The sequence below is a fragment of the Rhodococcus sp. IEGM 1318 genome, from assembly GCF_033142465.1.
Taxonomy (GTDB): Bacteria; Actinomycetota; Actinomycetes; order Mycobacteriales; family Mycobacteriaceae; genus Rhodococcus_F; species Rhodococcus_F qingshengii_B.
Map to the genome: position 1 here is coordinate 269,358 of NZ_JAWLSC010000001.1, position 19,981 is coordinate 289,338.

A 19,981-nucleotide genomic window follows, 5' to 3' on the forward strand; every position below is an offset into this window, starting at 1 on the left:
GTCAGTTCCCTTCTCGAATGTTCGGTGCAATTTCTGTGACTACATTCTCGGAGATATCCGGCAGGTACCCCGCTGTCGACAAGTCTCCGACGGTGACGTCGACCGGTACGTCGACCAACTGCGCCACCACAGCTCGGACGCGTTCGGCGACGCTGCGAACGTCGGCCGGGTAGTGAACGGAAATATGTACCGCACAGGAGTTTTCGTCGACGACGACGCCGGTGATTCGGCGTCCTGGGAGGTAGGTTCCCACCTCGCCGAACTGCCCGCCGTGCAGATCTGCCACTTCCGGGATCGCAAGAACTGCGTCGGCGACAACCTCGGCCGCGTCGATCTCGCGGCCGGCGTCGGCCGTACTCACTGAACCCTCGGCTTGGCTTCCGGATCGGTACTGCCGCCGCTCTCTGCATCCTCGAAGAGCATGACGTCGAAGACGGTGATGTTGACCTCGGTGACCTCGAGACCCGTCATGCTTTCGACTGCGGCAATGACGTTTCGGCGGATACCTACCGCCAGTTCGTGGAGTGCGACGCCGTACTCGGCGACAATTCCGATGTCGATGGCGGCTTGTTTCTCGCCCACCTCCACCGCCACACCCTGGGCGTGGTTGACGCGGGCGCCCGGTATGCGGTCGCGAAGTGCCCCCACCGCACGCGCTGTGCCCCCGCCGACGTCGTACACGCCGTTGATCTCGCGGGTCGCGATACCGGCGATCTTGGCGACCACGGCGTCGGCGATGATCGTCTTGCCCTGGGTGCTGACTAGTTCGGCGCCACCGTCGGCGCCGAATCGGACGCTGTTCTTTTCACTGGAATCGCTGGTCATGGGGGCTCCCTGCTCATGTGTCAGTGCGTGCGTCTGAAGTACTTACAACTGTAGTGACTGGTAGGTGGACATGCGGGATGCACCACACCTACTCCGGCATTTGGTATGGCAGAGTCGGAGGCAAATGGTGACGGCGTTCATAGTGGGCGCTGCAAGTGACGTGGGTCGGACAGGGTGGTACGTAGTGGCACGGATAGTGATCGTGGGTGCGGGTTTGTCGGGACTGCGGACCGTCGAGGAACTACGACGAGCGGGCTTCGACGGCGAGTTGACGCTCGCTGGTGGGGAAACGCATCTGCCCTACGACAGGCCTCCGTTGTCAAAGGAAGTGATCCGCGGTGACAAGGACGAGACAACACTGCGCCCGGCAGAGTTCTACGTCGAGAACAAGGTCGACCTCAAGCTCGGTTCGCCGGCAACCTCGGTGGACACTGCTGCGAAGTCCGTGGCGTTCGCCGACGGATCCACCCTGGACTACGACGAGTTGATCATCGCGACCGGACTGACTCCGCGTCGGATTGCCGGCCTTCCAGAGCTGTCCGGGGTGCACGTTCTGCGCTCCATCGAGGAGGCGTTGGCCCTTCGCGGCGACTTGGCTCCCGGCAAGCGCGCGCTGATTGTCGGGGCCGGCTTCATCGGCTGTGAACTGGCCGCGAGCATGAAGTCTCACGGCGTCGACGTCGTCCTGCTCGAACCCCAACCGACACCGCTGGCGTCGGTGCTGGGTCCTGTCGTCGGCGCCCTCGTCGAACGTCTGCACCGGAACGAGGGCATCGACGTCCGCGTCGGCACCGGCTTGACCTCGCTGTCCGGCGAGGGGGCGGTTGCCGCCGCGACCTTGAGCGACGGTTCGGAGATCCCGGTCGACGTGGTGGCGATCGGAGTCGGTTCGGTGCCAGTCACGGGATGGCTCGACGGTTCGGGGATCGAACTCGACAACGGAGTGCTCTGCGACGGCGTCGGCCGCACCAGCACCGAACACGTTTGGGCGGTCGGCGACGTCGCGTCCTGGCAGATCGGTGATCGACGCAAGCGTGTCGAACACTGGACCAACGCGGGGGACCAGGCCAAGATCCTGGCAGGTGCGATCACGGGCACGGGTGATCCGGATGCGCCGGCGCAGGTTCCGTACTTCTGGAGCGATCAGTACGACGTCAAGATCCAGGCTCTGGGGACCGTCGCACCCACGGATACCGTTCACATCGTCAAGGACGACGGCCGCAAGTTCGTCGCCTACTACGAGCGCGACGGTGTGTTGGCAGCTGTCGTCGGCGGAGGTAGCGCGGGGGCCGTGATGAAGATGCGTGCAAAGATCGCGGCAGGCACGCCCATCTCGGACGTGTTGGAGTCCACACCAGCTTGAACGGATGAGGCAGGACCGGTTCCGAGACGATAGATTTGTGCGGTGATCGTTGCACTCATCGACTCGGGACTGGGCCTGCTCCCTACCTCTGCGTGGCTCAGACGCCTGCGCCCGGATCTCGATCTGGTGCTGTCCCTGGATCCGGACGGCGCCCCGTGGGGGCCCAAGCCAGAGCCGTGGGTCATCGACCGGGTCCTCGGTGCGGTGCGGCGGAGCCTCGATCGTGGAGCTCAGGTCATCGTTCTTCCATGCAATACCGCCAGCGTCACAGCGCTGCCGCACGTCCGCGAACTCGTCGGACCGCAAGTGCCCGTCATCGGAACCGTGCCTGCGATCAAGCCCGCTGCCGCCGCGTGCGATTCGGTGGCGATCTGGGCGACCGCCGCTACAACTGCCAGCCGGTACCAAGCCGATCTGATCGAGCAGTTCGGTAACGGCGCCAAGGTCGTCGGGGTGCCGTGCCATGGCCTGGCCGATTCGATAGATCTCGGTGATCGCGCAGCCGCACTTGCTGCCATCGATTCCGCGGTTGCCCGTACGCCCGACGACGTCAGTGGCGTTGTCCTCGGGTGCACTCACTACCCACTGCTCGCCGACGAAATCGCAGCGCGGTTGCCCGCCGGCGTCACACTCTTCGACAGCGCGGAAGCCGTTGCACGACAGACTTTGCGGCGGATCGACGGGCTCAGCGCCGCGGGCGTGGGATCGGGAACCGTCGAGGTATTTGTGAGCGGGCGGCCGGGCGCGCTACCGCCCAGCGCCGAAGCCTTCGACGCCGGGCGGTTGTTGGGCGCGATCAAAGCCTGACCGAGCCTGTAATCAGTAGGCGGCTACGCCGCTCTGTCAGTAGGCGGCTACGCCGCTTTGTCAATGGGCGGCTACGCCGCCGTGACCCCCGTGATGCATCCGCGCACTCATCACCGGCATCGCACTCACCGCGACCACAACTGTCAGGACCCCGACCACCCAGGCTGTCCACGACGCACCGCGCAGAGCGTCGAAGCTCATGACCCAGGGTGAAATGAACATCAAGACGCCGAAAACGCCCATCGCGTAGTCCGCCATGGCCATGTCCGGACGTGCCATGTGTGCCAGACCCGACAGTGCAACCAGGACACCCAGGACGACGAGTGACCACATTGCCCGATCGGTGGTGTCGAGCCACATCGGCGAGAGAGCCGCAAAGACGCCGAGAACCACCGCGACGGCATCTTGCATTCGATTCCACGACTTCATGACGAGACCTCCAAAGACGAGAGTGTGTCCACCTGTAGTACACGCCCGCGGAGGATCGAGATCAACTCTCCGCCAATTGCATTCGCGTTGCAGTTAGGGTCGATACGGAGGCTCGAATATCAAGATTTGTGACCATTCGTCCGGATTGCCACGAGCCCACGCGGCGCGCTTGCCGCGATATGTCCCGAGAGTGCCATGAGGGTGAGAGTGGTGAATGCGATAGCGGCGGTGATCATGGGTGGTCCTTTCACTGACTGTCCCCGAGTGTCGTCTGCCGACCTGTGGCCGAGCAGGGCACACGGTGTGAGAACGCTGAGAATCGAAGAGTCAGCACAGGCGACTCGTGAGAAGGTTCTGGGGTGACGCAATCGAGTGCCCGGGACGTGATCGAGCAGTTGGCCGATCTCGCCGATCCCGCCGATGCCGTCCACCTTCAGCGGTTCTTCAAGACGGGGCCGGGGGAGTACGGCGAGGGTGACGTCTTCATCGGAGTGCGAGTGCCGAAGACGCGTTCGGTGGTGAAGAAGTATGTGGGCCTCGCGTTGCCTCAGATACGCCTCCTTCTCGACAGCGACGTTCACGAGCACCGGTTGGCCGGGCTGCTGATCCTGGTCGCTCAATTCGAAAAAGTCAGTCGCCCAAAATTTTTCGACGACGAGAGTCGCGCCCGCATCGCCGACTTCTATCTCAGTGCTGTCGAGGACGGGCGGGTGAACAATTGGGATCTCGTGGATTCGTCCGCCGGACAGATCCTCGGCGGCTGGTTGTACGACCGAGATCGTCGGCTGGTCTTCGAGCTTTCCGATTCGGGTGACCTGTGGCGACGACGGGTGGCGCTGCTGACGACGTACGGGTTCATTACTTGCGGCGACGCGTCGACCACCCTCGAACTCGCCGCGCAAGTTCTGGGTGATCGACGGGACTTGACCCAGAAAGCGATGGGCTGGATGCTCCGCGAGGTCGGCAAACGGGTGGATCGGGATTTGTTGACCGGGTTCCTCGAAGCGAATGCAGCAGACATGGGACGCACGGCGCTGAGCTACGCGTGTGAACACCTTTCCGCAGACGAGCGAGCACACTTCCGAGCGGCCCTATAGCGAAGTATCGCTCGGAAGGTTGTGGGACGATTCTCGGTATGCCCGCCACCCGTGTCGAGGCGTCTCGAATTGTGACAATCGGTTCACTGATCGCTGCCGGCGTCGCAGCTCTGTGTTATCTCGTGTACTCCGTTCGAGCCGTCGAACCCGTTGATTTTCTCGTTTACCGCTACGCTGCCCAGGCGTTCGCAGCAGGATCGAACATCTACGAGGGCAATCTTGTCGGCCCGTTGATCGTCGACGAGGGTATGCCGTTCACGTACACCCCATTCGCGGTGATCTTCCTCTGGCCGACTGTTCTCTTCGACTGGTGGACTGCCTATCTGCTGTGGTCGGGCTTGTGCATCGCGGCGTTGGTGTGGACGGTTGCGAGGTTCACTCCCGCTCGCTTCCCGAAGCGGCCGCTCGTCATGGCGGCATTGGTCCTCGCCGTGTCGGTGACTCCCATCGTCAGTGCGCACATCTCCTTCGGCCAGGTGAACTTGGTGCTGATGGTGCTCGTACTGCTCGACGTGACTCGCCGGGAGGATTCGAGATTCGGCCGGTGGTTTCCGCGAGGACTGCTGATCGGCGTCGCGGCCGCGATCAAGCTGACTCCGGCTCTCTTCATCGTCTACTTCGTCGTCACGAAGCAGTGGCGACTCGCGGTCCGGAGTTCGATCGGATTTGCCGCGGCGACTGCCGTCGCAGCAGTGGTGGACCCGGCCGTCAGCTGGACCTTCTGGTCGGACGTCGTCTGGAACCTCAGTGACCGGGTGGATTTGAGCGGGCAGGCGATCGCGAGTGCCGGCAACAGTTCGCTGCAGGGCGGACTTGCCGCCCTGGGCACCTGGACGGCATCTCTGGCGATGCCGCTGACCGTGCTGTGCGCGGTGGTAGCGCTCTGGATCGCCCGAGATGTCTATCGCGTCGGGCATGCGGTCGATGCGGCGTTGGTGATCGGATTGAGCGCGCCGATTCTTTCGCCGATCAGCTGGATTCACCACTGGGTGTATCTCGTGCCTGCTGCCGTCACGGTTCTCTTTCGGCTTCGATCGCCGCTGCAGTTCGGTGCGGCCGCTCTGGGGTTGGCGCTCGTCTACTGCGGGCCGAGTATGGGACAGCAGTTCATCGAGACGTCGCCGCTCCTGCTGCCGTTGGGGTTGGCCCTTCGTGAGGGTTTCCTGATCGTGACCCTCGTACTGATTCTTGCGCTGTGGCGGTTGCCCACAACGGCGCCTGCGTGGGTTTCGGGGCGGGACTCAGAAGATGACTCGGGAGATGACTCGCGAGACTCGAAACATGACAAAGCCCCCGATTCCGCAGGGAATCAGGGGCCGTCATGCATCGAAGCAGGGTTCAGAACTCGATCTTCAGGTGATCGGTGATCGGCTTCGCCTGGCAACCGAGGATGTAGCCGTTCGCCACGTCCTCGGCGTCGAGGATTTCGGAGTTGTCCATCTGAACTTCGCCTTCGGTAACGGTGCAGGCACACGACCCGCACTCACCTTCCTGGCAGGAGTACGGAACGTCGAGGCCCTTGGCGAGCATGATGTCGACGAGCGTCTGCTTGCGCGGCCAGACGAGGGTGTGGGTTTCACCGTCCAGTTCGACTTCGACGGTTGCGGCGTCGGCTGCTTCTTCGTCGGAGACCTCGGCTACCTCGACGTCACGGAACGGGTCGCCCGCGAGTGAATTGAAGACCTCGGCGTGAACCTGCGTGCGGGGCATCCCGGCCTCTGCCAGTGCCTTGTGGACGGCGTCCATGAAGGGGCCTGGACCGCACATGAAGGCCTCGTACGCGACAAATGGCTTGGCCAGTGTCGCCAACTGTGAGATGGCGGGGAGTCCCTGCACGGTTTCGATCCAGTGGACCACGGTGAGGCGGCCGGGGTGTTGCGCTGCCAATTCGCGCAGTTCGGCGCCGAAGATGACGGACTTTTCGTCGCGATTCGCGTAGATCAGCACGACGTTGCCGCTGCCCTGCGTGAGGGCGGACTTGAGGATCGAGATCACCGGAGTGATTCCGCTGCCTGCACCGAAGAGCAGGAAGTCGTGATCGAGCGACTTGGGCGTGAAGACACCTGACGGCGGCAGCACTTCGATGGTGTCGCCGACCTGGAGCTTGTCGCACAACCAGTTGGAGCCGTAGCCGTCGACGGTTCGCTTGACGGTCACCTTGGGGGCGTCGTCGGTGAAGGGCGAACTGGCCAGGGAGTAGCAGCGTGCGACCGAGCCGGTTTGATCGCTCGGGATGCGCAGGGTCAGGAATTGACCTGGCTTGTAGTCGAACTTGTCCTTCAGTTCTGCGGGAATCTCGAACACCAGCGACCGGGCGTCGGAAGTCTCTTCGATGACTCCGGACACGGTGAGTACCGCCGATCGCGAGCTGTGCGGTACCTCGACTGTCGTCATCGCGAAGCTAGTCCTCTCGTGAAGCTGGGTAAAGCGCAGGTCAGTGAAGGTCAACATCTAGAACGTGTTCTAGTTCAATGTTAGCAGTGATGAAAAGCTACTGGGGATCGTAGTCGCCGAGCAACACGTTCCCGATCAGCGGGAACCACGGCGGTCTGATCCGACCGTCCTGGCGGTCCGGGGTGGCGATCACCTGCCCGAACGGGCGGTTCACGGGCGGCGTCCGGGCGGTTGAGCTGTCGAAGTCTGTGCACGGGCTGTTTGTCGGTACACAGTGGGAACCAGGTGAGACGCCGGTCACAAAGAATCGGCTCGAATCCCTCCCGCAGTCACATTCGTGCACATCCCTGAGGAGATACCGATGGCTATCGAGCTCAACCAGATCTGGGACTTTCCCATCAAGGAGTTCCACCCCTTCCCTCGCGCCCTGATGGGTGTGGGCGCCCACGACATCATCGGGGTGGAGGCCAAGAACCTCGGCTTCAAGCGCACCCTTCTGATGACGACCGGTCTGCGCGGTTCGGGCATCATCGAGGAACTCGTCGGCAAGATCGAGTATCAGGGTGTCGAGGTCGTGCTCTACGACAAGGTCGAGTCGAATCCCAAGGACTACAACGTCATGGAGGCCGCGGCTCTCTACCAGAAGGAGAAGTGCGACTCGATCATCTCGATCGGCGGTGGTTCGAGCCACGACGCCGCCAAGGGCGCTCGCGTCGTGATCGCACACGACGGTCGCAACATCAACGAGTTCGAGGGCTTCGCCAAGTCCACCAACAAGGAGAACCCGCCGCATATCGCCGTATCCACCACGGCCGGTACAGGTTCCGAGACGTCGTGGGCATACGTCATCACCGACACGTCGGACATGAACAACCCGCACAAGTGGGTGGGCTTCGACGAGGCGACCATCGTGACATTGGCGATCGACGATCCGCTGCTCTACTACACCTGCCCTCAGCACTTCACCGCGTACTGCGGCTTCGACGTACTCGCTCATGGCAGTGAGCCTTTCGTGTCTCGTCTCGATTTCGCGCCTTCGCTCGGTAACGCGATCTACTCGGTCGAGTTGGTCGCGAAGAACCTGCGCGAGGCTGTCTTCGAGCCGCGTAACCTCAAGGCTCGCGAGGGAATGATGAACGCGCAGTACATCGCCGGACAGGCATTCAACTCCGGCGGCCTGGGCATCGTTCACTCGATCTCGCACGCGGTCAGTGCCTTCTTCGACAGCCACCACGGTTTGAACAACGCCATCGCGTTGCCACGTGTGTGGGAGTACAACCTGCCTTCGCGCTACGAGCGCTACGCCCAGTTGGCCGGCGCACTCGGTGTCGACACTCGCAACCTCACCACGGTTCAGGCTGCAGATGCTGCCGTCGAGGCTGCCATCCGTTTGGCCAAGGACGTCGGTATCCCCGACAACTTCGGTCAGGTTCGCACCGATTCGTACGCGAAGAACCAGATGAACACCAAGAAGTACGAGGGTCGTGGTGATGTCATCAAGGGTGACGAGAAGACTGTGCGCGCCATCTCCGAGCACATTCAGGACGACTGGTGCACCCCGGGTAACCCCCGTGAGGTCACCGTGGAGTCGATGATCCCGGTTGTCGATCACGCGATCAACAAGTCGTACTTCTAGCAGGGCCTTCGGCCCCGTGCGCCTTTTTGGTAGCCCGCACTACCAAAAAGGCGCACAGGGGCTGTGCCCCTATCGAAAGGTATTCCATGTCCGGTCGCAGTTTCTCGAGCGGAATCGAAGTGAAAGATGCTCTGCGAGAGCAGGACTACATTGCCGATGACGAGTTCGCGGTAGTCGTTCATCTGGCGACGGCGCTGGGGCGTCCGCTCCTGCTAGAAGGGCCGGCCGGTGTCGGCAAGACGGAACTGGCGAAGTCGCTGGCTGCGATCGGGGGCCGCAAACTGGTGCGATTGCAGTGCTACGAAGGGCTGGACGACAATCGCGCCCTGTACGAATGGGACTACGCGAAGCAACTCCTGCACGTGCAGATGCTCCGTGACCGGATCAGCGATCAGGTTTCGAAATTCGACAGCGTCGCCGAAGCGTCCAAGTCTCTGGCCGATCAGGATTTCGGGTTGTACTCCGAGAACTTCCTGTCAGTACGGCCGCTGCTCGAAGCGATCCTCTCACCCGAACCGGTGGTGCTTCTGGTCGACGAGGTGGACCGCACAGAGGAGTCGATGGAAGCACTGCTCCTGGAGCTTCTCGCCGAGCAGCAGGTCACCATTCCCGAGGTCGGTACGTTCGTTGCCCGCTCGCAGCCCTGGGTCATCCTGACGTCCAACGACACCCGCGAACTCTCACCCGCGCTCAAGCGTCGCTGTCTGCATTACCATCTCGGCTATCCGACGTCGGAGCGTGAACGCGAGATCGTCACGGCCCGAGCGCCGGAGGTGGATTCGGCTACGGCCACCGAGGTCGTCGAATTGGCTCGTATCCTGCGTGACCTCCCGCTGCGCAAGAGTCCGTCCATCTCGGAGGTCATCGACGCGGCCAGGGCGGCAACAGTGCTCGCGGCCAGCGGATTCGACACCGCCTCCGACGCCAAGGTGCGCGACATCCTGCTCACGGCGTTGCTCAAGTACTCGTCCGATGTGACGCTGGCCAAGCAACGATTCGACGGAAAGCTTCTCGAATCACCGTCGCGTGACGGTGGCGAGCCGATCGAGCGATCCACGGTGGCAAGCAAACCCGCCAATACGACGACAGCCGTGTTCCGGGGCACGGGTGGACGTGACCCTCATCAACAGGGAATCCGCGGCGGCAGCGGAATCCGTTCGACGCGATGACGACGCTCGGTGGCCTTGCCGTGTGGCAACCGTCGTTTGTTCTCGACGTGGTGTCCGCGAGCTTCGGCCGATTGCTGCGGGCGGCCGGAGTTTCCGCGTCACCGGCCGAGGTCATCGAGGTTCGGCGAGTCCTCGCGATGGTCGGCGCCTCGGATCGCAAGGCATTGCGAGCGTGTCTCCGGGCAGTGTGCGCCAAGTACTCTCACGAGCAGGCCGGATTCGAGCGGGCGTTCGACGCGCTGTTCCGTCCGGCCGCGGACAAAGCGCACGCCGAGCGGAAGGCATCGCGAGCCGAGGTGGCGGACGGTCTGCCCACCGCGCTCGGGATCGACGAGGATCAAGAAGTTGGTCGGTACGCCGAGTACAACGAGCGTGCGGCCGAGGTAGGCGACTACTTCGATACTCCAGAGGCGGAGAAGGGCTTCAATCCGCACAAGGACGACGACGATGTGTCGATGACGTCGAGTGACGCCGAACTGTCGGTCGATACCGGTTCGGAGACCGGTCGACGCGGAGTCAGTTACACGGTCGACGTGGACCGTGCAGCCTCGGCAGTGGTCGGTGACCTCAGTACCAGTGTTGCTGCAGCATCGGTCGGTTCTTTGTCGTGGGACGATCCGACGTCGATCCTGGCCTGGCTGGACGCATACGACCCGAGCAAGGCGTACGCGGACGTCTCCGACGACGGGCCGTTGACGCAGGCGCAATTGAATCGGCTCGTCGAGGCGGTCGAAGCGTTTGTGCAAGCGCTCTCGGCCGCTGCGCTCGCCGAATCCGCTCCCGATGCGCCGGACAGCGAATCTGCTGCAGGTGCAACGCACAACGACATCGAACTCGCGTGCCACGAGGTGCTTCGGCGCATGAGAGGTCCGTCCAGGCTGCGACCCCGTGAGCGCTCTCGTGGGCATCTCGACATGCGCCGCACGGTGCGTTCGAGCCTGCGCACTGACGGGATTCCCTTCCATCTGGTCGTGAAAGCTCCTCGCCCCGATCGTGTTCGGCTGCTTCTGATCGCAGACGTGTCGCTGTCCGTGCGGCCCATCACAGCCTTCACGCTGCGGTTGGCTCAGGCGATGCATCGCCGGGCAGATCGTTGTGAAGTGCTCGCGTTCGTCGATCGTCCGGTCGACGTGACCGACACCCTTCTCGCCAGTAGCGGTGACGGTGCACTAGCCGCAGTACTCGCGCACCCGGGACTGGATCTGGAAGCAAGCAGCGACTACGGGCGGGTGCTCGCTGAATTGTTGGACGAGCACGGAAACACCTTGAACTCGCGGACTTCCGTCATCATCGTGGGTGACGGTCGATGCAACGGCTTGCCGCCGCAGGTGGACAAGCTCGAGGAACTCCGCCGAAAGGTCCACCGTCTGGCCTGGATCACGCCTGAACCACAGCGTTACTGGAACCAGGCATCGTGCGCAATGCCGGAGTATTCGGAGATCTGCGACGAGGTTGTTGTTGCCCGAGATGCCGCGCAACTGATGACGAAAGCCGCCGAACTGGGGCACGCACTTCGCTGATGCCACTGCACTTCACTGATGTCACTGCGCGATCCGTCGTGAACTAGTTTGATCTCATGACCGAAATCAGGGGATCGATCTGGCGACCGATCGCGGCGCTGACAGTGCTCGGAGCGGTGTGTGGGGTTGTCGCGCTCGGTGTGTTTCAGTGGTGGTGGAAGTCGTTGGCGTCACCGCATATTCTCACCAGCGGATCCTATCGGGATCCATTTTCCGGACCTACATTCACCGGACCCGAATTCATGGACCTCTTTCCGGCTGAACCTGCCCCCTGGTTGTATTCGGGATTGGTCCTCGGACCGACTGTGGTCGGCTTGCTCGCCGGGATCATGTTCGTGGTTGTCGTCAGGCGTAATCGCGCGCAGAACCGTGCGATTACACCTGACGATTCATCAGAGCGCTAGCAACGCTCGCGAGCCCAGGCGAGGGTCCGCCAACGGACGTAGCGCCAAGCGCAGCAGGACCAAGGCGTTGTCGTCGCCGGCGATCCTGTTGACTTTCAACGTATTGCACTCGAGGCACTGGTGAACGAGCATCCATTCACCGTCGTGCCGGACTGTCAAGGACAGCGCCGCCATTGCGCCTCTGCACTGTTGTGCTCGGTCGCCGGGAATACGCCCGTCCACGTGTCGGCTTGCCAGACAGTTCGGGCAGTGGTTCCGATGGGCGGTACCCGGGGCCTCGGTGGGGATATCCAAACGGCATGTGAGACAACGGAAACTCGATCCTGGCTCGCCGCCGATTCCGTGCAGTACTTGCTTGGTGCGTTGCGGTGCCCGCCGCGAGCGGGTGCTGGGATTCCTACGTGGCATCTGCGTTCCCACCCATTACAAGTTGCCGAAGGCTTCGAGCGGGAAGGGCGGTTGCGCGAGTGGCCGCACTGCCATCCTCATCAACAACAACTGCTTGTCGCCTCGGCTGACGGGGTTGGAGGTGAGTTCGAGGCACTGTGCGCAACGGTGGATGATCATCCAATCGCCACTGCGCAGCACCGCGATCGAAATGGGGGCCATCCGCATTCCGCAGTCTGACGGCCCACCTTCCACCTGGTCGAACAGGTGTCGGGAATGCAGGCAACTGGGGCAATGGTTTCGGCGATCGCCGTCTGGGCCGTACGTCATGACGGTGAGTCCGCACTGAACGCAGGAGAAGGTGTCGGTTTTCGAGATGGAATTGTGTGATCGAGGCACTGGAGAACTCCTAGCTGAGTGAACAAAGCAGGTAGGAGCAGGCCGAGGGGGCCTCGCGGCTGTCAGTCCGACGTTTCGAGGATCAGCAAGTGACCCTCGAGGTTGCCGACAGTGCAGGGGCGGGAGGCGCGCTCGGCGCGGGCTGGGTCATAAACACCTTCTGGATCAGTACTACCGGCCGCTCTGGCCGAAACCGAAAGTACAACGCGACCTGGCCGCCGCGCCATCTATTTTCCAGAGATGTCTTACCTGCCCGAACGGGTAGGTAAGTGCCTCTCCTTCGGTGGGTGTGCCCCGACTGCCGTCCGCGTAGGCTCGGGGCCAGCGATTGTAAGGTGGATCACACCAGTTGGTGCACGTGAGAGCTGATGCACTGAGAGCGACGGATGCGAAATCCCGAGCGGAGATCTCAGCGCAGCGAGAGGAGAGTGGGGTCGTGTCCGTGGCATATCCGGATGCTGTGAACCACGGTGTTCATCGCCGCGGCACTGCTGCTCGACTGGTCAAATTTCACGCCCCCGAGATCGTCTTCGGCATCGGTTCCCTGGTCGAGGCAGCACACGCGACTCTGAGGTTCGGTGGGTTCCGACCGTTCCTGGTCACCGATCCCGGTCTGATCGACGCCGGATGGGTCAGCGAACTGGAAGGCCATCTCACCGAGCAGGGATTGACCGCGACGGTGTGGTCAGGGCTGACACCCAACCCCAAGGACTTCGAGATCGCGGCCGGATTCGAGGTGTACCAGGAAGGCGAGTGCGACGTCATCATCGCGCTCGGCGGCGGTTCCGTCATCGACGCAGCAAAAGGTGTTGCCGTCCTCGCTGCCAACGGCGGCAACATACTCGACTACGAGGGTGTGGATCAGGCGACAAAACCGATCCCACCGTTGGTGATGGTTCCCACCACGTCCGGCACGGGCGCGGACGTGTCGCAGTTCTGCATCGTCACGGACACGACCCGCGGCACCAAGATCACCATCATCGGCCGGGCACTGGTCCCCGATGTGACGGTCATCGATCCGCGGTTGCTCACGACGATGCCCGAGTGGCTCAATGCTGCAACGGGATTGGATGCACTGACGCACGGTATCGAAGCCTTCGTCTCGCTGGCCCACAATCCGTTGACCGATCATCACGCGCTCCGCGCTGTCGGGTTGGTGACCGAGAATCTGGTGCACACGATCCAGGACCCGATGGGGATGGAAGCGCGGTCGGTGATGGCGCAGGCGAGCCTCGAGGCCGGGTTGGCGTTCACAAACGCGATACTCGGCGCCGCGCATGCGATGAGCCATCAGGTGGGCGGCATGCTCGACCTGCCACACGGCGTCATCAACGGAATTCTGTTGCCCCACGTCATCCGGTTCAATTCCACGACGGACGCTGCCCCCTTTGTTGCCATCGCTGCGGCACTGAGTCTTCCCGAGCAGCACGGCACCCCGGAGGAAGCAGCGCTGGCGGTGGCCGATCGGGTCGAACGGCTTGCGCGTGAGGTCGGCGTGCCGAAGGGGTTGGGGGAGTTGGGTGTTCGAGAGGAAGATCTGAGTAGGCTCGCCAGCTTCGCTTTGCTCGATGCCTGTATGTCCACCAATCCCAGGGAAGCGACGCAGGAGCAGATGGTGGCGTTGTTCAGAGGTGCCTTGTGAAGAGGGACGCTGTGAAGAGTGACGTTGTGAAGTGGTGCAGACGATGACCGCGGACCTGTCCCGGCTCACCGGATTACGGTCGGGGAAGAGTTCGTTCTACCCGCAGTATCGCGGTGCGGCGGAGCGCCTCGAGCGCGTCGTACATGCGTTGGAGTTGATCTCGCGGGCATTGGTGCGCACCGTCGAGGGCCCGGAAACCCTGGTTTGCGCGGTCGCGGAAGCTGCCCGCGCTCATCTGAGTGCCAACTGGATAGTCTTCGCCTTGGCCGATGGGACCTTGCCCGACGCCGGGCCCCGGCGATTGGTCCTCGGTCCGGATGCGACGCCGTTCCTGGTCGACAATGTGGAGGGGCCACCGCTTCCGGAGGATGTCGTCGAATGCCTCGACGACATCCGGTACGGAAGAATCGAATCCAACTCGGTGATCGACGCTCACTACGCGTTTGTGCCGATCGTGCTCGGCGGTGGTGTGGTCGGCGCCTTTGCGGCCTGGACGCCGGCCAACCGGACGCTCGATACGACGGACGGCGCCGTGCTCAGCATTCTGGCCAGCCAGACTGCTGTGGCCCTGCAGAATTCGGCGCTCTACCAGCGCGGACAGCTACTGCTCGAGCGTGCTGAGGATGCGTATGCGGAGGCCAATCGCACTGCGGCCGATCTTGCGGTGCGTAACAGCGAATTGGAGTCCACTCAGCGTCAGTTGGGAGTGGCTCACCGGCATCAGGTGGTCGACGACGAACGCCACCGGATCGCCCGCGAACTTCACGACAGTGTGACGCAGGCGGTGTTGTCAGCCGGAATGCAGATCGAGGTCTGCCGCAGCGACATCCCGGAGGCCGAGCGCAGTGAAAGACTGGACTTGGCAAAGGATTTGACCAGGCGGGCAGTCGAGCAGCTCCGTTCGGCGATCTACGCTCTCAATCATGCCTCGGACGCGGACAGGACGTCGCTGCCCGAGATGCTCGAGCAGCTCGGAGTGGTTCACATGCCCGACGAGTTGGCAGTCAGCGTTCGCGTCGGCGGGACCCCGACCGAACTTCCGGGCGATGCCGAACACGCCCTTCTGCGGATCGCCGGGGAAGCCCTGTTCAACGCAGCGGTCCATGCTCACGCGAATCGGGCGGTACTCCGTCTGACCTATCGGGCGGACTCCGTGTTGTTGTCGGTCTCCGACGACGGTGATGGTGACCCCGCCCGGATGCGGCTTATTCTCAAACTCGCAGCCACCAACGATCTCGACGGCCGCCACCGCGGTCTCGCGAACATGCAGGCGCGAACCTTGGAGTTGGGTGGCGCGCTGGAAGTGCGACGGGCTCGGATCGGTGGGATTCAGATTCTCGTGCGACTGCCACTGCCGCTGCCAGGGGCACTGCCGCTCGACTCGGGCATTGAAAACCTGTGCTCTACCACTGAAATCGAGAGCGAGGAATCATGACCACTGCCCGTCCCGTCGTCACCCGTGGAGCGTCGCCGGTTCAAAGTTTGGTTCGCATAGTCCTGGTCGACGACCACGCGATTCTGCGGCAAGGGCTCCGCTCGGTGCTCGAGCGCGAAAGCGACCTCGAGATCGTGGGGGAGGCGTCGTCCCTCGCCGAGGCGCTTGCCGTCGTCGACAAGGTCGGGCCGGACATCGTCCTGATGGATCTCAAGCTCTCCGCCAGTTCCGATTACGAGGGGCTGACCCTCTGTGGCCAGTTGTCGTCCGCGCATCCTGGGCTCGGACTGTTGGTTCTCACCACCTTTCTCGATGATCAACTGGTGGTGCGAGCGGTGCACGCGGGTGCTCGCGGCTATGTGGTCAAAGACGTCGACACCACCGAATTGGTGCGGGCGATCAGGGCGGTCTCGCGAGGCGAGAGTGCGTTCGATTCTCGCAGCGCATCGGCTGTCGTCCGTTCGCTCAACGGACAGTCGGCAACCAAGGAACGATTGACCGATCGCGAACTGGAAGTGCTGAAGCTTCTCGCAAACGGCTTGTCCAACATCAAGATCGGTGAGCGATTGTTCATCTCACCGACCACCGTCAAGTTCCACGTCAGTAACATCATGCGCAAACTCGAGGTGAGCCGGCGAGCCGAGGCCGTCTACGCCGCGAGTAAGCAAGGTCTGATCTAGCTCCGCTCGGAGACCGTCCAAGCGCGCAGCGCCTGGTGCTGTACGAGGAGCACACTCGATCGAGTTGTGCGCAGAGTCGACGCGGTCATCTCGGCAGTCAGACCCACTGCGATTCGCAGTACCAGGACCTCACGTTGATCGTCGGTCAGGCGACGCGGGCGTTTGAATTGCCCGTCGATGTTGCGTGACTGGGGAATTGACGCAATCCGTCGAGAGGCCAACTCGTAAGCGAAGGTCTCGATGCGTGTGTCGGCCGAGATCGTATCGGACATTCGTGTGATGACGTCCAGGGTGCATTGATGGGCGAGATCGTCGGCGAACGATGCAACAGGCGTCCCGAGGAGTCTGGCGCGATAGTAGAGAACGACGCGAGGGTGCAATCGGGCCAGGAGTTTCGACAGTGCATGATGATCGCCGGCGAATGCTTCGGCGGCGGTGCGGTTCAAGGAAATCGATCGTTCACAGGTTTCGGGTGAGGCGGTTCGTGCGAAGGGTGGAGTCGGTGAAGTGTTCGCGCCCCTGATCGACAGCTTCATCAGCAACTCCTCGAGTACGCCGCGCCTCACCATGCTGGAACGAGAATTGAGGTACCCCGCCGAAATTGAGGGTAAACCTGAAGTTACCTACCAGGTGTCCGGTCTTTTCGCCGGGAGCGCCAGTCCGCGAGCATTCGTGGCATTTCCGCGGCCATGAAGTCGAAGAAGTCGCGCAGATCAGCCATACGATCGCCGGCCGTCGTTCCTTCGCCGAGGACCCGAATGCCCTCGCTCGCAACTGCCGAGACCTGGTAGAGCGAGGACTGTTTCGTGACAAACGCGTCGGCCCACATGTCGACGCTGACGCAGTAGTGCTGACGCCTCGATCCGGGGACGGCCACACGCTCGATCAACCCGACTTGCTGGAGGTATCTGACTGCTCCGGAGATGGAGGCGGGGCTTACTCCCAACCGCGATCCGAGATCTCCGGGTGTGGACGAGGGCGTCTCGCTGGTCATCAACGCGGCCCACACGCGGGCGGGCATCGGCGGAAAACCCATGTCGCTCAGCACGAGTGAGAGTCGCTCGACATAATGTCGGCTCTCGTCCGGTGCAACGGTATTGCTGGTGGCGGTCATCGGAACCCTTCGATCTTTCCTCTTTTCCTATCTTCACACATTTGTGAAATCGGCGTACGGTCAAGTTCATGGGTGCGGCGATTTCAGTGAAGAACCTCGTCAAGACGTTCGGTACCACCCGCGCGCTGGATGGCCTCGACCTCGACGTCTCGACGGGTGAAGTTCACGGATTCCTGGGGCCGAACGGCTCCGGAAAATCCACAACCATTCGGGTGCTCCTCGGCCTGCTCCGTTCTGATTCCGGAGAAGCAAGTGTTCTCGGTAGCGATCCGTGGCGAGACGCTGTTACTTTGCATCGACGTCTCGCTTACGTGCCTGGCGAGGTGAATCTGTGGCCCAACTTCACCGGCGGCGAGGCTATCGATCTGTTGGCGGGTCTGCGTGGTGGCCTCGACCGAAAACGCCGCAGCGAGTTGCTCGATCGCTTCGAACTGGATCCAACCAAGAAGGCGCGGACGTACTCGAAAGGTAACCGGCAGAAGGTTGCACTCGTGGCTGCGTTCTCGTCCGACGTCGACCTCTACGTACTCGACGAACCGACATCGGGGCTCGACCCGTTGATGGAAGCCGTGTTTCAGGACTGTGTCGAGGAAGTGGCTCACGACGGAAAGACGGTTCTGCTGTCGAGCCATATCCTCGCCGAGGTCGAAGCGCTGTGCGATCGCGTGAGCATCATCCGCGACGGGCGGACGGTGGAAGAGGGAACGCTGTCCGAACTCAGGCACCTCACGCGCACGTCTGTCTCGGCGGAGACACAGCGCCCGATCGGTGGACTCGACGGACTCGGCGGTGTGCACGACGCGGTGATCGACGGTAACCACTTCACCTGCGAAGTCGACAGCGCGCAGCTCGGACCATTCATGACGTACTTGGTCGGCTTCGGAATCGTGGCGCTCACTTCCACTCCGCCGACACTCGAAGAACTCTTCTTGCGGCACTACGGTGACGAGCGTGCCAGGGAGACTTCGGTCCACCTGCGAGCCGAGACCGGGGTACGGCCGTGACCGTCGTTGTCGAGGCCGCTCCACCGGTACCGGCGTCGGCGAGCCAATTCACCGGTACGCGCCGACTGGTCCGGCTGGCTTTGCGACGGGACCGAATTCAGCTTTCCGTGTGGGTCATCTCGATCGTCTTGTTCATGCTGCTCGTTGTCGCCAGTGTGACCGGGCTGTACTCGACACCCGAGGAGTTACGAAACATCGCAGTCAGTTCCGCGGTATCGCCGGTGGCGCTGGCGACCAACGGTATCGTGTCCGGTGATTCGCAGGGCGCGATAGTCGCCAGTCAGTCGGTGCTCGTGTTCGCGTTGGTGGCGGCATTGATGAGCACCCTTGCGGTGGTTCGTCATACGCGACAGAACGAGGAGACCGGCCGAGCCGAGATGATCGGTGCTGCGGTGGTAGGTAGACGAGCGCTCCTGACCTCCGCACTGATCGTCACGGTCGGTGCGAACGTCGTTCTGACACTGGGAATTGCACTGGGATCGATCGCCGTCGGTTTGCCTGTCGTTGGTTCGCTCGCGTTGGGCGCCTCGATAGGTGGGACCGGAATCGCGTTTGCCGGAGTTGCAGCCGTGACGGCGCAGATCACCGACGGTGCTCGTACGGCCAACGGTCTGGCGGGCGCCGCGATCGGTGTTGCCTTCATGCTGCGTGCGGTCGGTGACGTGAACAGTACGGTCGTCGACGACGGAACTCGCGTGGTGAGCGGTTGGTTGTCGTGGCTCTCACCGATCGGGTGGGCGCAACAGATCCGACCTTTCGACGACGACGCCTGGTGGATCCTGTTGTTGCTGATCGGATTTGCGGCTGTGCACGTGGTGGTGGCCTTTGTTCTCATCGGCCATCGCGATCAGGGAGCGGGACTCGTTCAGCCTCGACCCGGCCCGCCGGCCGCGGCATCGTGGCTACCGTCGGCTTGGGGCCTGGCGTGGCGCATGCAGCGAATGACGATGTTCTGGTGGATCTTTGCCGTTGTCATACTCGGGTTCGCGTACGGCGCTGTGGGCAACGAGATCGACGCGATGGTGGGATCGTCGCAGCAGACCGCGGAGATGTTCGAGAAACTCGGTGGCGGCGGTACGGATCTGGTGGACTCCTACTTGGCCACCGCTCTGGGGCTCACGTCGATAGTCATCGCGGCATACTCGGTCCAGAGTCTTCTCCGGATGCGGGGCGAGGAAACCTCGGGACGGCTCGAACCGTTGCTGGCAACCTCGCTGTCGCGGCGGAAGTGGATGCTGTCCCATCTAGGGGTGGTTGTGGGCGGAGTGATACTCGCGCACGTCTTGATGGGTGCGTTCACCGGATTCGCCTTCGGTCTCGTCACGGACGACATCGGCGGCAACACACTTCGCATGACAGGCGCCGCCTTGGCCTATCTGCCTGCGGTGCTCGTAGTCGTGGGGTTGGTGTCGTTGGCTTTCGGACTGTTCCCGACATACGCGTCGGCGCTCTCCTGGGGAATCTTGGCGGCATGCATCGTGCTCGGGCAACTCGGCACGTTGTTGAAGCTTCCGCAGGTAGTGCTGGACCTGTCGCCCTTCACCCACGTGCCGGGTGCCCCTGCCGAGCCTGTGACCGTTCTGCCACTGCTGGCAATGATCGTTGTGGCAGTAGTGCTTTCGACAGCATCGCTTGTCGCGTTCCGTCGTCGCGACCTCCAGGTGTAGGAGAGCTGA

21 protein-coding genes are annotated in these 19,981 nt (G+C 62.6%); 13 read left to right on the forward strand and 8 right to left on the reverse strand.

All coding sequences use genetic code 11. The features are described 5' to 3' along the window. Position 1: 1 nt before the first annotated feature. Both R4P65_RS01370 and R4P65_RS01375 read right to left on the reverse strand, forming a co-directional pair. Positions 2-361 carry a hypothetical protein gene (locus R4P65_RS01370; protein ID WP_317825182.1) on the reverse strand — a complete coding sequence of 120 codons (360 nt, stop codon included), beginning with the start codon at positions 359-361 and terminating at the stop codon, positions 2-4. Next, complete coding sequence (locus R4P65_RS01375) at positions 358-825, reverse strand: Asp23/Gls24 family envelope stress response protein (protein ID WP_003941912.1); 468 nt, start codon at positions 823-825, stop codon at positions 358-360. The genes R4P65_RS01370 and R4P65_RS01375 overlap by 4 nt, the downstream gene beginning before the upstream one ends. Positions 826-949: 124 nt before the next feature. Here R4P65_RS01375 and R4P65_RS01380 point away from each other — a divergent pair, with 124 nt between their 5' ends. Next, entirely contained in the window at positions 950-2,188 is a 1,239-nt protein-coding gene (locus R4P65_RS01380; protein ID WP_411742501.1) for an NAD(P)/FAD-dependent oxidoreductase, read from the forward strand. A 42-nt stretch (positions 2,189-2,230) separates the two neighbouring features. Continuing rightward, positions 2,231-2,995, forward strand: a complete 765-nt coding sequence (locus R4P65_RS01385; protein ID WP_230812185.1) for a glutamate racemase — start codon at positions 2,231-2,233, stop codon at positions 2,993-2,995. 60 nt (positions 2,996-3,055) lie between these two features. Here R4P65_RS01385 and R4P65_RS01390 read toward each other — a convergent pair whose 3' ends face one another. Then, positions 3,056-3,424 carry an SPW repeat protein gene (locus tag R4P65_RS01390; protein ID WP_003941901.1) on the reverse strand — a complete coding sequence of 123 codons (369 nt, stop codon included), beginning with the start codon at positions 3,422-3,424 and terminating at the stop codon, positions 3,056-3,058. 359 nt (positions 3,425-3,783) lie between these two features. On the opposite strand from R4P65_RS01390, the gene R4P65_RS01395 reads away from it, so the two are divergent. Further along, complete coding sequence (locus R4P65_RS01395; RefSeq protein ID WP_317825184.1) at positions 3,784-4,521, forward strand: DNA alkylation repair protein; 738 nt, start codon at positions 3,784-3,786, stop codon at positions 4,519-4,521. A 38-nt stretch (positions 4,522-4,559) separates the two neighbouring features. After that, positions 4,560-5,888 carry a glycosyltransferase 87 family protein gene (locus R4P65_RS01400; RefSeq protein WP_317825185.1) on the forward strand — a complete coding sequence of 443 codons (1,329 nt, stop codon included), beginning with the start codon at positions 4,560-4,562 and terminating at the stop codon, positions 5,886-5,888. Here the strand turns inward: R4P65_RS01400 and R4P65_RS01405 are convergent. Then, entirely contained in the window at positions 5,860-6,915 is a 1,056-nt protein-coding gene (locus R4P65_RS01405) for a ferredoxin--NADP reductase (protein ID WP_317825186.1), read from the reverse strand. The two genes, R4P65_RS01400 and R4P65_RS01405, sit on opposite strands and share 29 nt — an antisense overlap. A gap of 361 nt (positions 6,916-7,276) precedes the next feature. Here R4P65_RS01405 and mdo point away from each other — a divergent pair, with 361 nt between their 5' ends. The 4 genes from mdo to R4P65_RS01425 all read left to right on the forward strand — a co-directional run bounded on the left by mdo (position 7,277) and on the right by R4P65_RS01425 (position 11,644). Further along, positions 7,277-8,551 carry an NDMA-dependent methanol dehydrogenase gene (gene mdo / locus R4P65_RS01410; protein WP_003942095.1) on the forward strand — a complete coding sequence of 425 codons (1,275 nt, stop codon included), beginning with the start codon at positions 7,277-7,279 and terminating at the stop codon, positions 8,549-8,551. A gap of 86 nt (positions 8,552-8,637) precedes the next feature. Then, entirely contained in the window at positions 8,638-9,720 is a 1,083-nt protein-coding gene (locus R4P65_RS01415; protein ID WP_317825187.1) for a MadB family AAA-type ATPase, read from the forward strand. Beyond that, positions 9,717-11,240: a MadC family VWA domain-containing protein gene (madC, locus tag R4P65_RS01420; protein WP_317825188.1), complete on the forward strand. Its 1,524-nt coding sequence runs from the start codon at positions 9,717-9,719 to the stop codon at positions 11,238-11,240. Before R4P65_RS01415 ends, madC begins: the two co-directional genes overlap by 4 nt. 56 nt (positions 11,241-11,296) lie before the next feature. Next, complete coding sequence (locus tag R4P65_RS01425) at positions 11,297-11,644, forward strand: hypothetical protein (protein WP_317825189.1); 348 nt, start codon at positions 11,297-11,299, stop codon at positions 11,642-11,644. On the opposite strand, the gene R4P65_RS01430 is transcribed toward R4P65_RS01425, so the two are convergent. Next, positions 11,633-12,052, reverse strand: coding sequence for an RNHCP domain-containing protein (locus R4P65_RS01430; protein WP_317825190.1), 420 nt, complete (start codon positions 12,050-12,052; stop codon positions 11,633-11,635). The genes R4P65_RS01425 and R4P65_RS01430 overlap by 12 nt on opposite strands. A gap of 15 nt (positions 12,053-12,067) precedes the next feature. Next, complete coding sequence (locus R4P65_RS01435) at positions 12,068-12,430, reverse strand: RNHCP domain-containing protein (protein ID WP_317825191.1); 363 nt, start codon at positions 12,428-12,430, stop codon at positions 12,068-12,070. 436 nt (positions 12,431-12,866) lie between these two features. Between R4P65_RS01435 and R4P65_RS01440 the strand changes: the two genes are divergently transcribed. The 3 genes from R4P65_RS01440 to R4P65_RS01450 are packed head-to-tail and all read left to right on the forward strand — an operon-like array spanning position 12,867 to position 16,187. Then, positions 12,867-14,072 (forward strand): iron-containing alcohol dehydrogenase, encoded by a 1,206-nt coding sequence (locus R4P65_RS01440; protein WP_317825192.1) that lies wholly within the window; start codon positions 12,867-12,869, stop codon positions 14,070-14,072. A 43-nt stretch (positions 14,073-14,115) separates the two neighbouring features. Further along, positions 14,116-15,507: a MadS family sensor histidine kinase gene (locus R4P65_RS01445; RefSeq protein WP_317825193.1), complete on the forward strand. Its 1,392-nt coding sequence runs from the start codon at positions 14,116-14,118 to the stop codon at positions 15,505-15,507. Further along, the gene (locus tag R4P65_RS01450) at positions 15,504-16,187 is read left to right on the forward strand and encodes a MadR family response regulator transcription factor (protein WP_317825194.1); all 684 of its coding nucleotides are present in this window, start codon (positions 15,504-15,506) and stop codon (positions 16,185-16,187) included. The genes R4P65_RS01445 and R4P65_RS01450 overlap by 4 nt, the downstream gene beginning before the upstream one ends. Here R4P65_RS01450 and R4P65_RS01455 read toward each other — a convergent pair. Next, on the reverse strand, positions 16,184-16,723 hold the full coding sequence (locus tag R4P65_RS01455; protein WP_317825195.1) for an RNA polymerase subunit sigma: 540 nt from the start codon (positions 16,721-16,723) through the stop codon (positions 16,184-16,186). The two genes, R4P65_RS01450 and R4P65_RS01455, sit on opposite strands and share 4 nt — an antisense overlap. Before the next feature lie 83 nt (positions 16,724-16,806). Next, positions 16,807-17,301, reverse strand: a complete 495-nt coding sequence (locus R4P65_RS01460; protein WP_317825196.1) for a helix-turn-helix domain-containing protein — start codon at positions 17,299-17,301, stop codon at positions 16,807-16,809. 68 nt (positions 17,302-17,369) lie between these two features. On the opposite strand from R4P65_RS01460, the gene R4P65_RS01465 reads away from it, so the two are divergent. Together R4P65_RS01465 and R4P65_RS01470 are read left to right on the forward strand one after the other, a co-directional pair. Further along, complete coding sequence (locus R4P65_RS01465; RefSeq protein WP_317825197.1) at positions 17,370-18,305, forward strand: ABC transporter ATP-binding protein; 936 nt, start codon at positions 17,370-17,372, stop codon at positions 18,303-18,305. Further along, complete coding sequence (locus tag R4P65_RS01470) at positions 18,302-19,972, forward strand: anibiotic ABC transporter (protein ID WP_317825198.1); 1,671 nt, start codon at positions 18,302-18,304, stop codon at positions 19,970-19,972. Before R4P65_RS01465 ends, R4P65_RS01470 begins: the two co-directional genes overlap by 4 nt. The last annotated feature ends 9 nt before the right edge of the window (positions 19,973-19,981 follow it).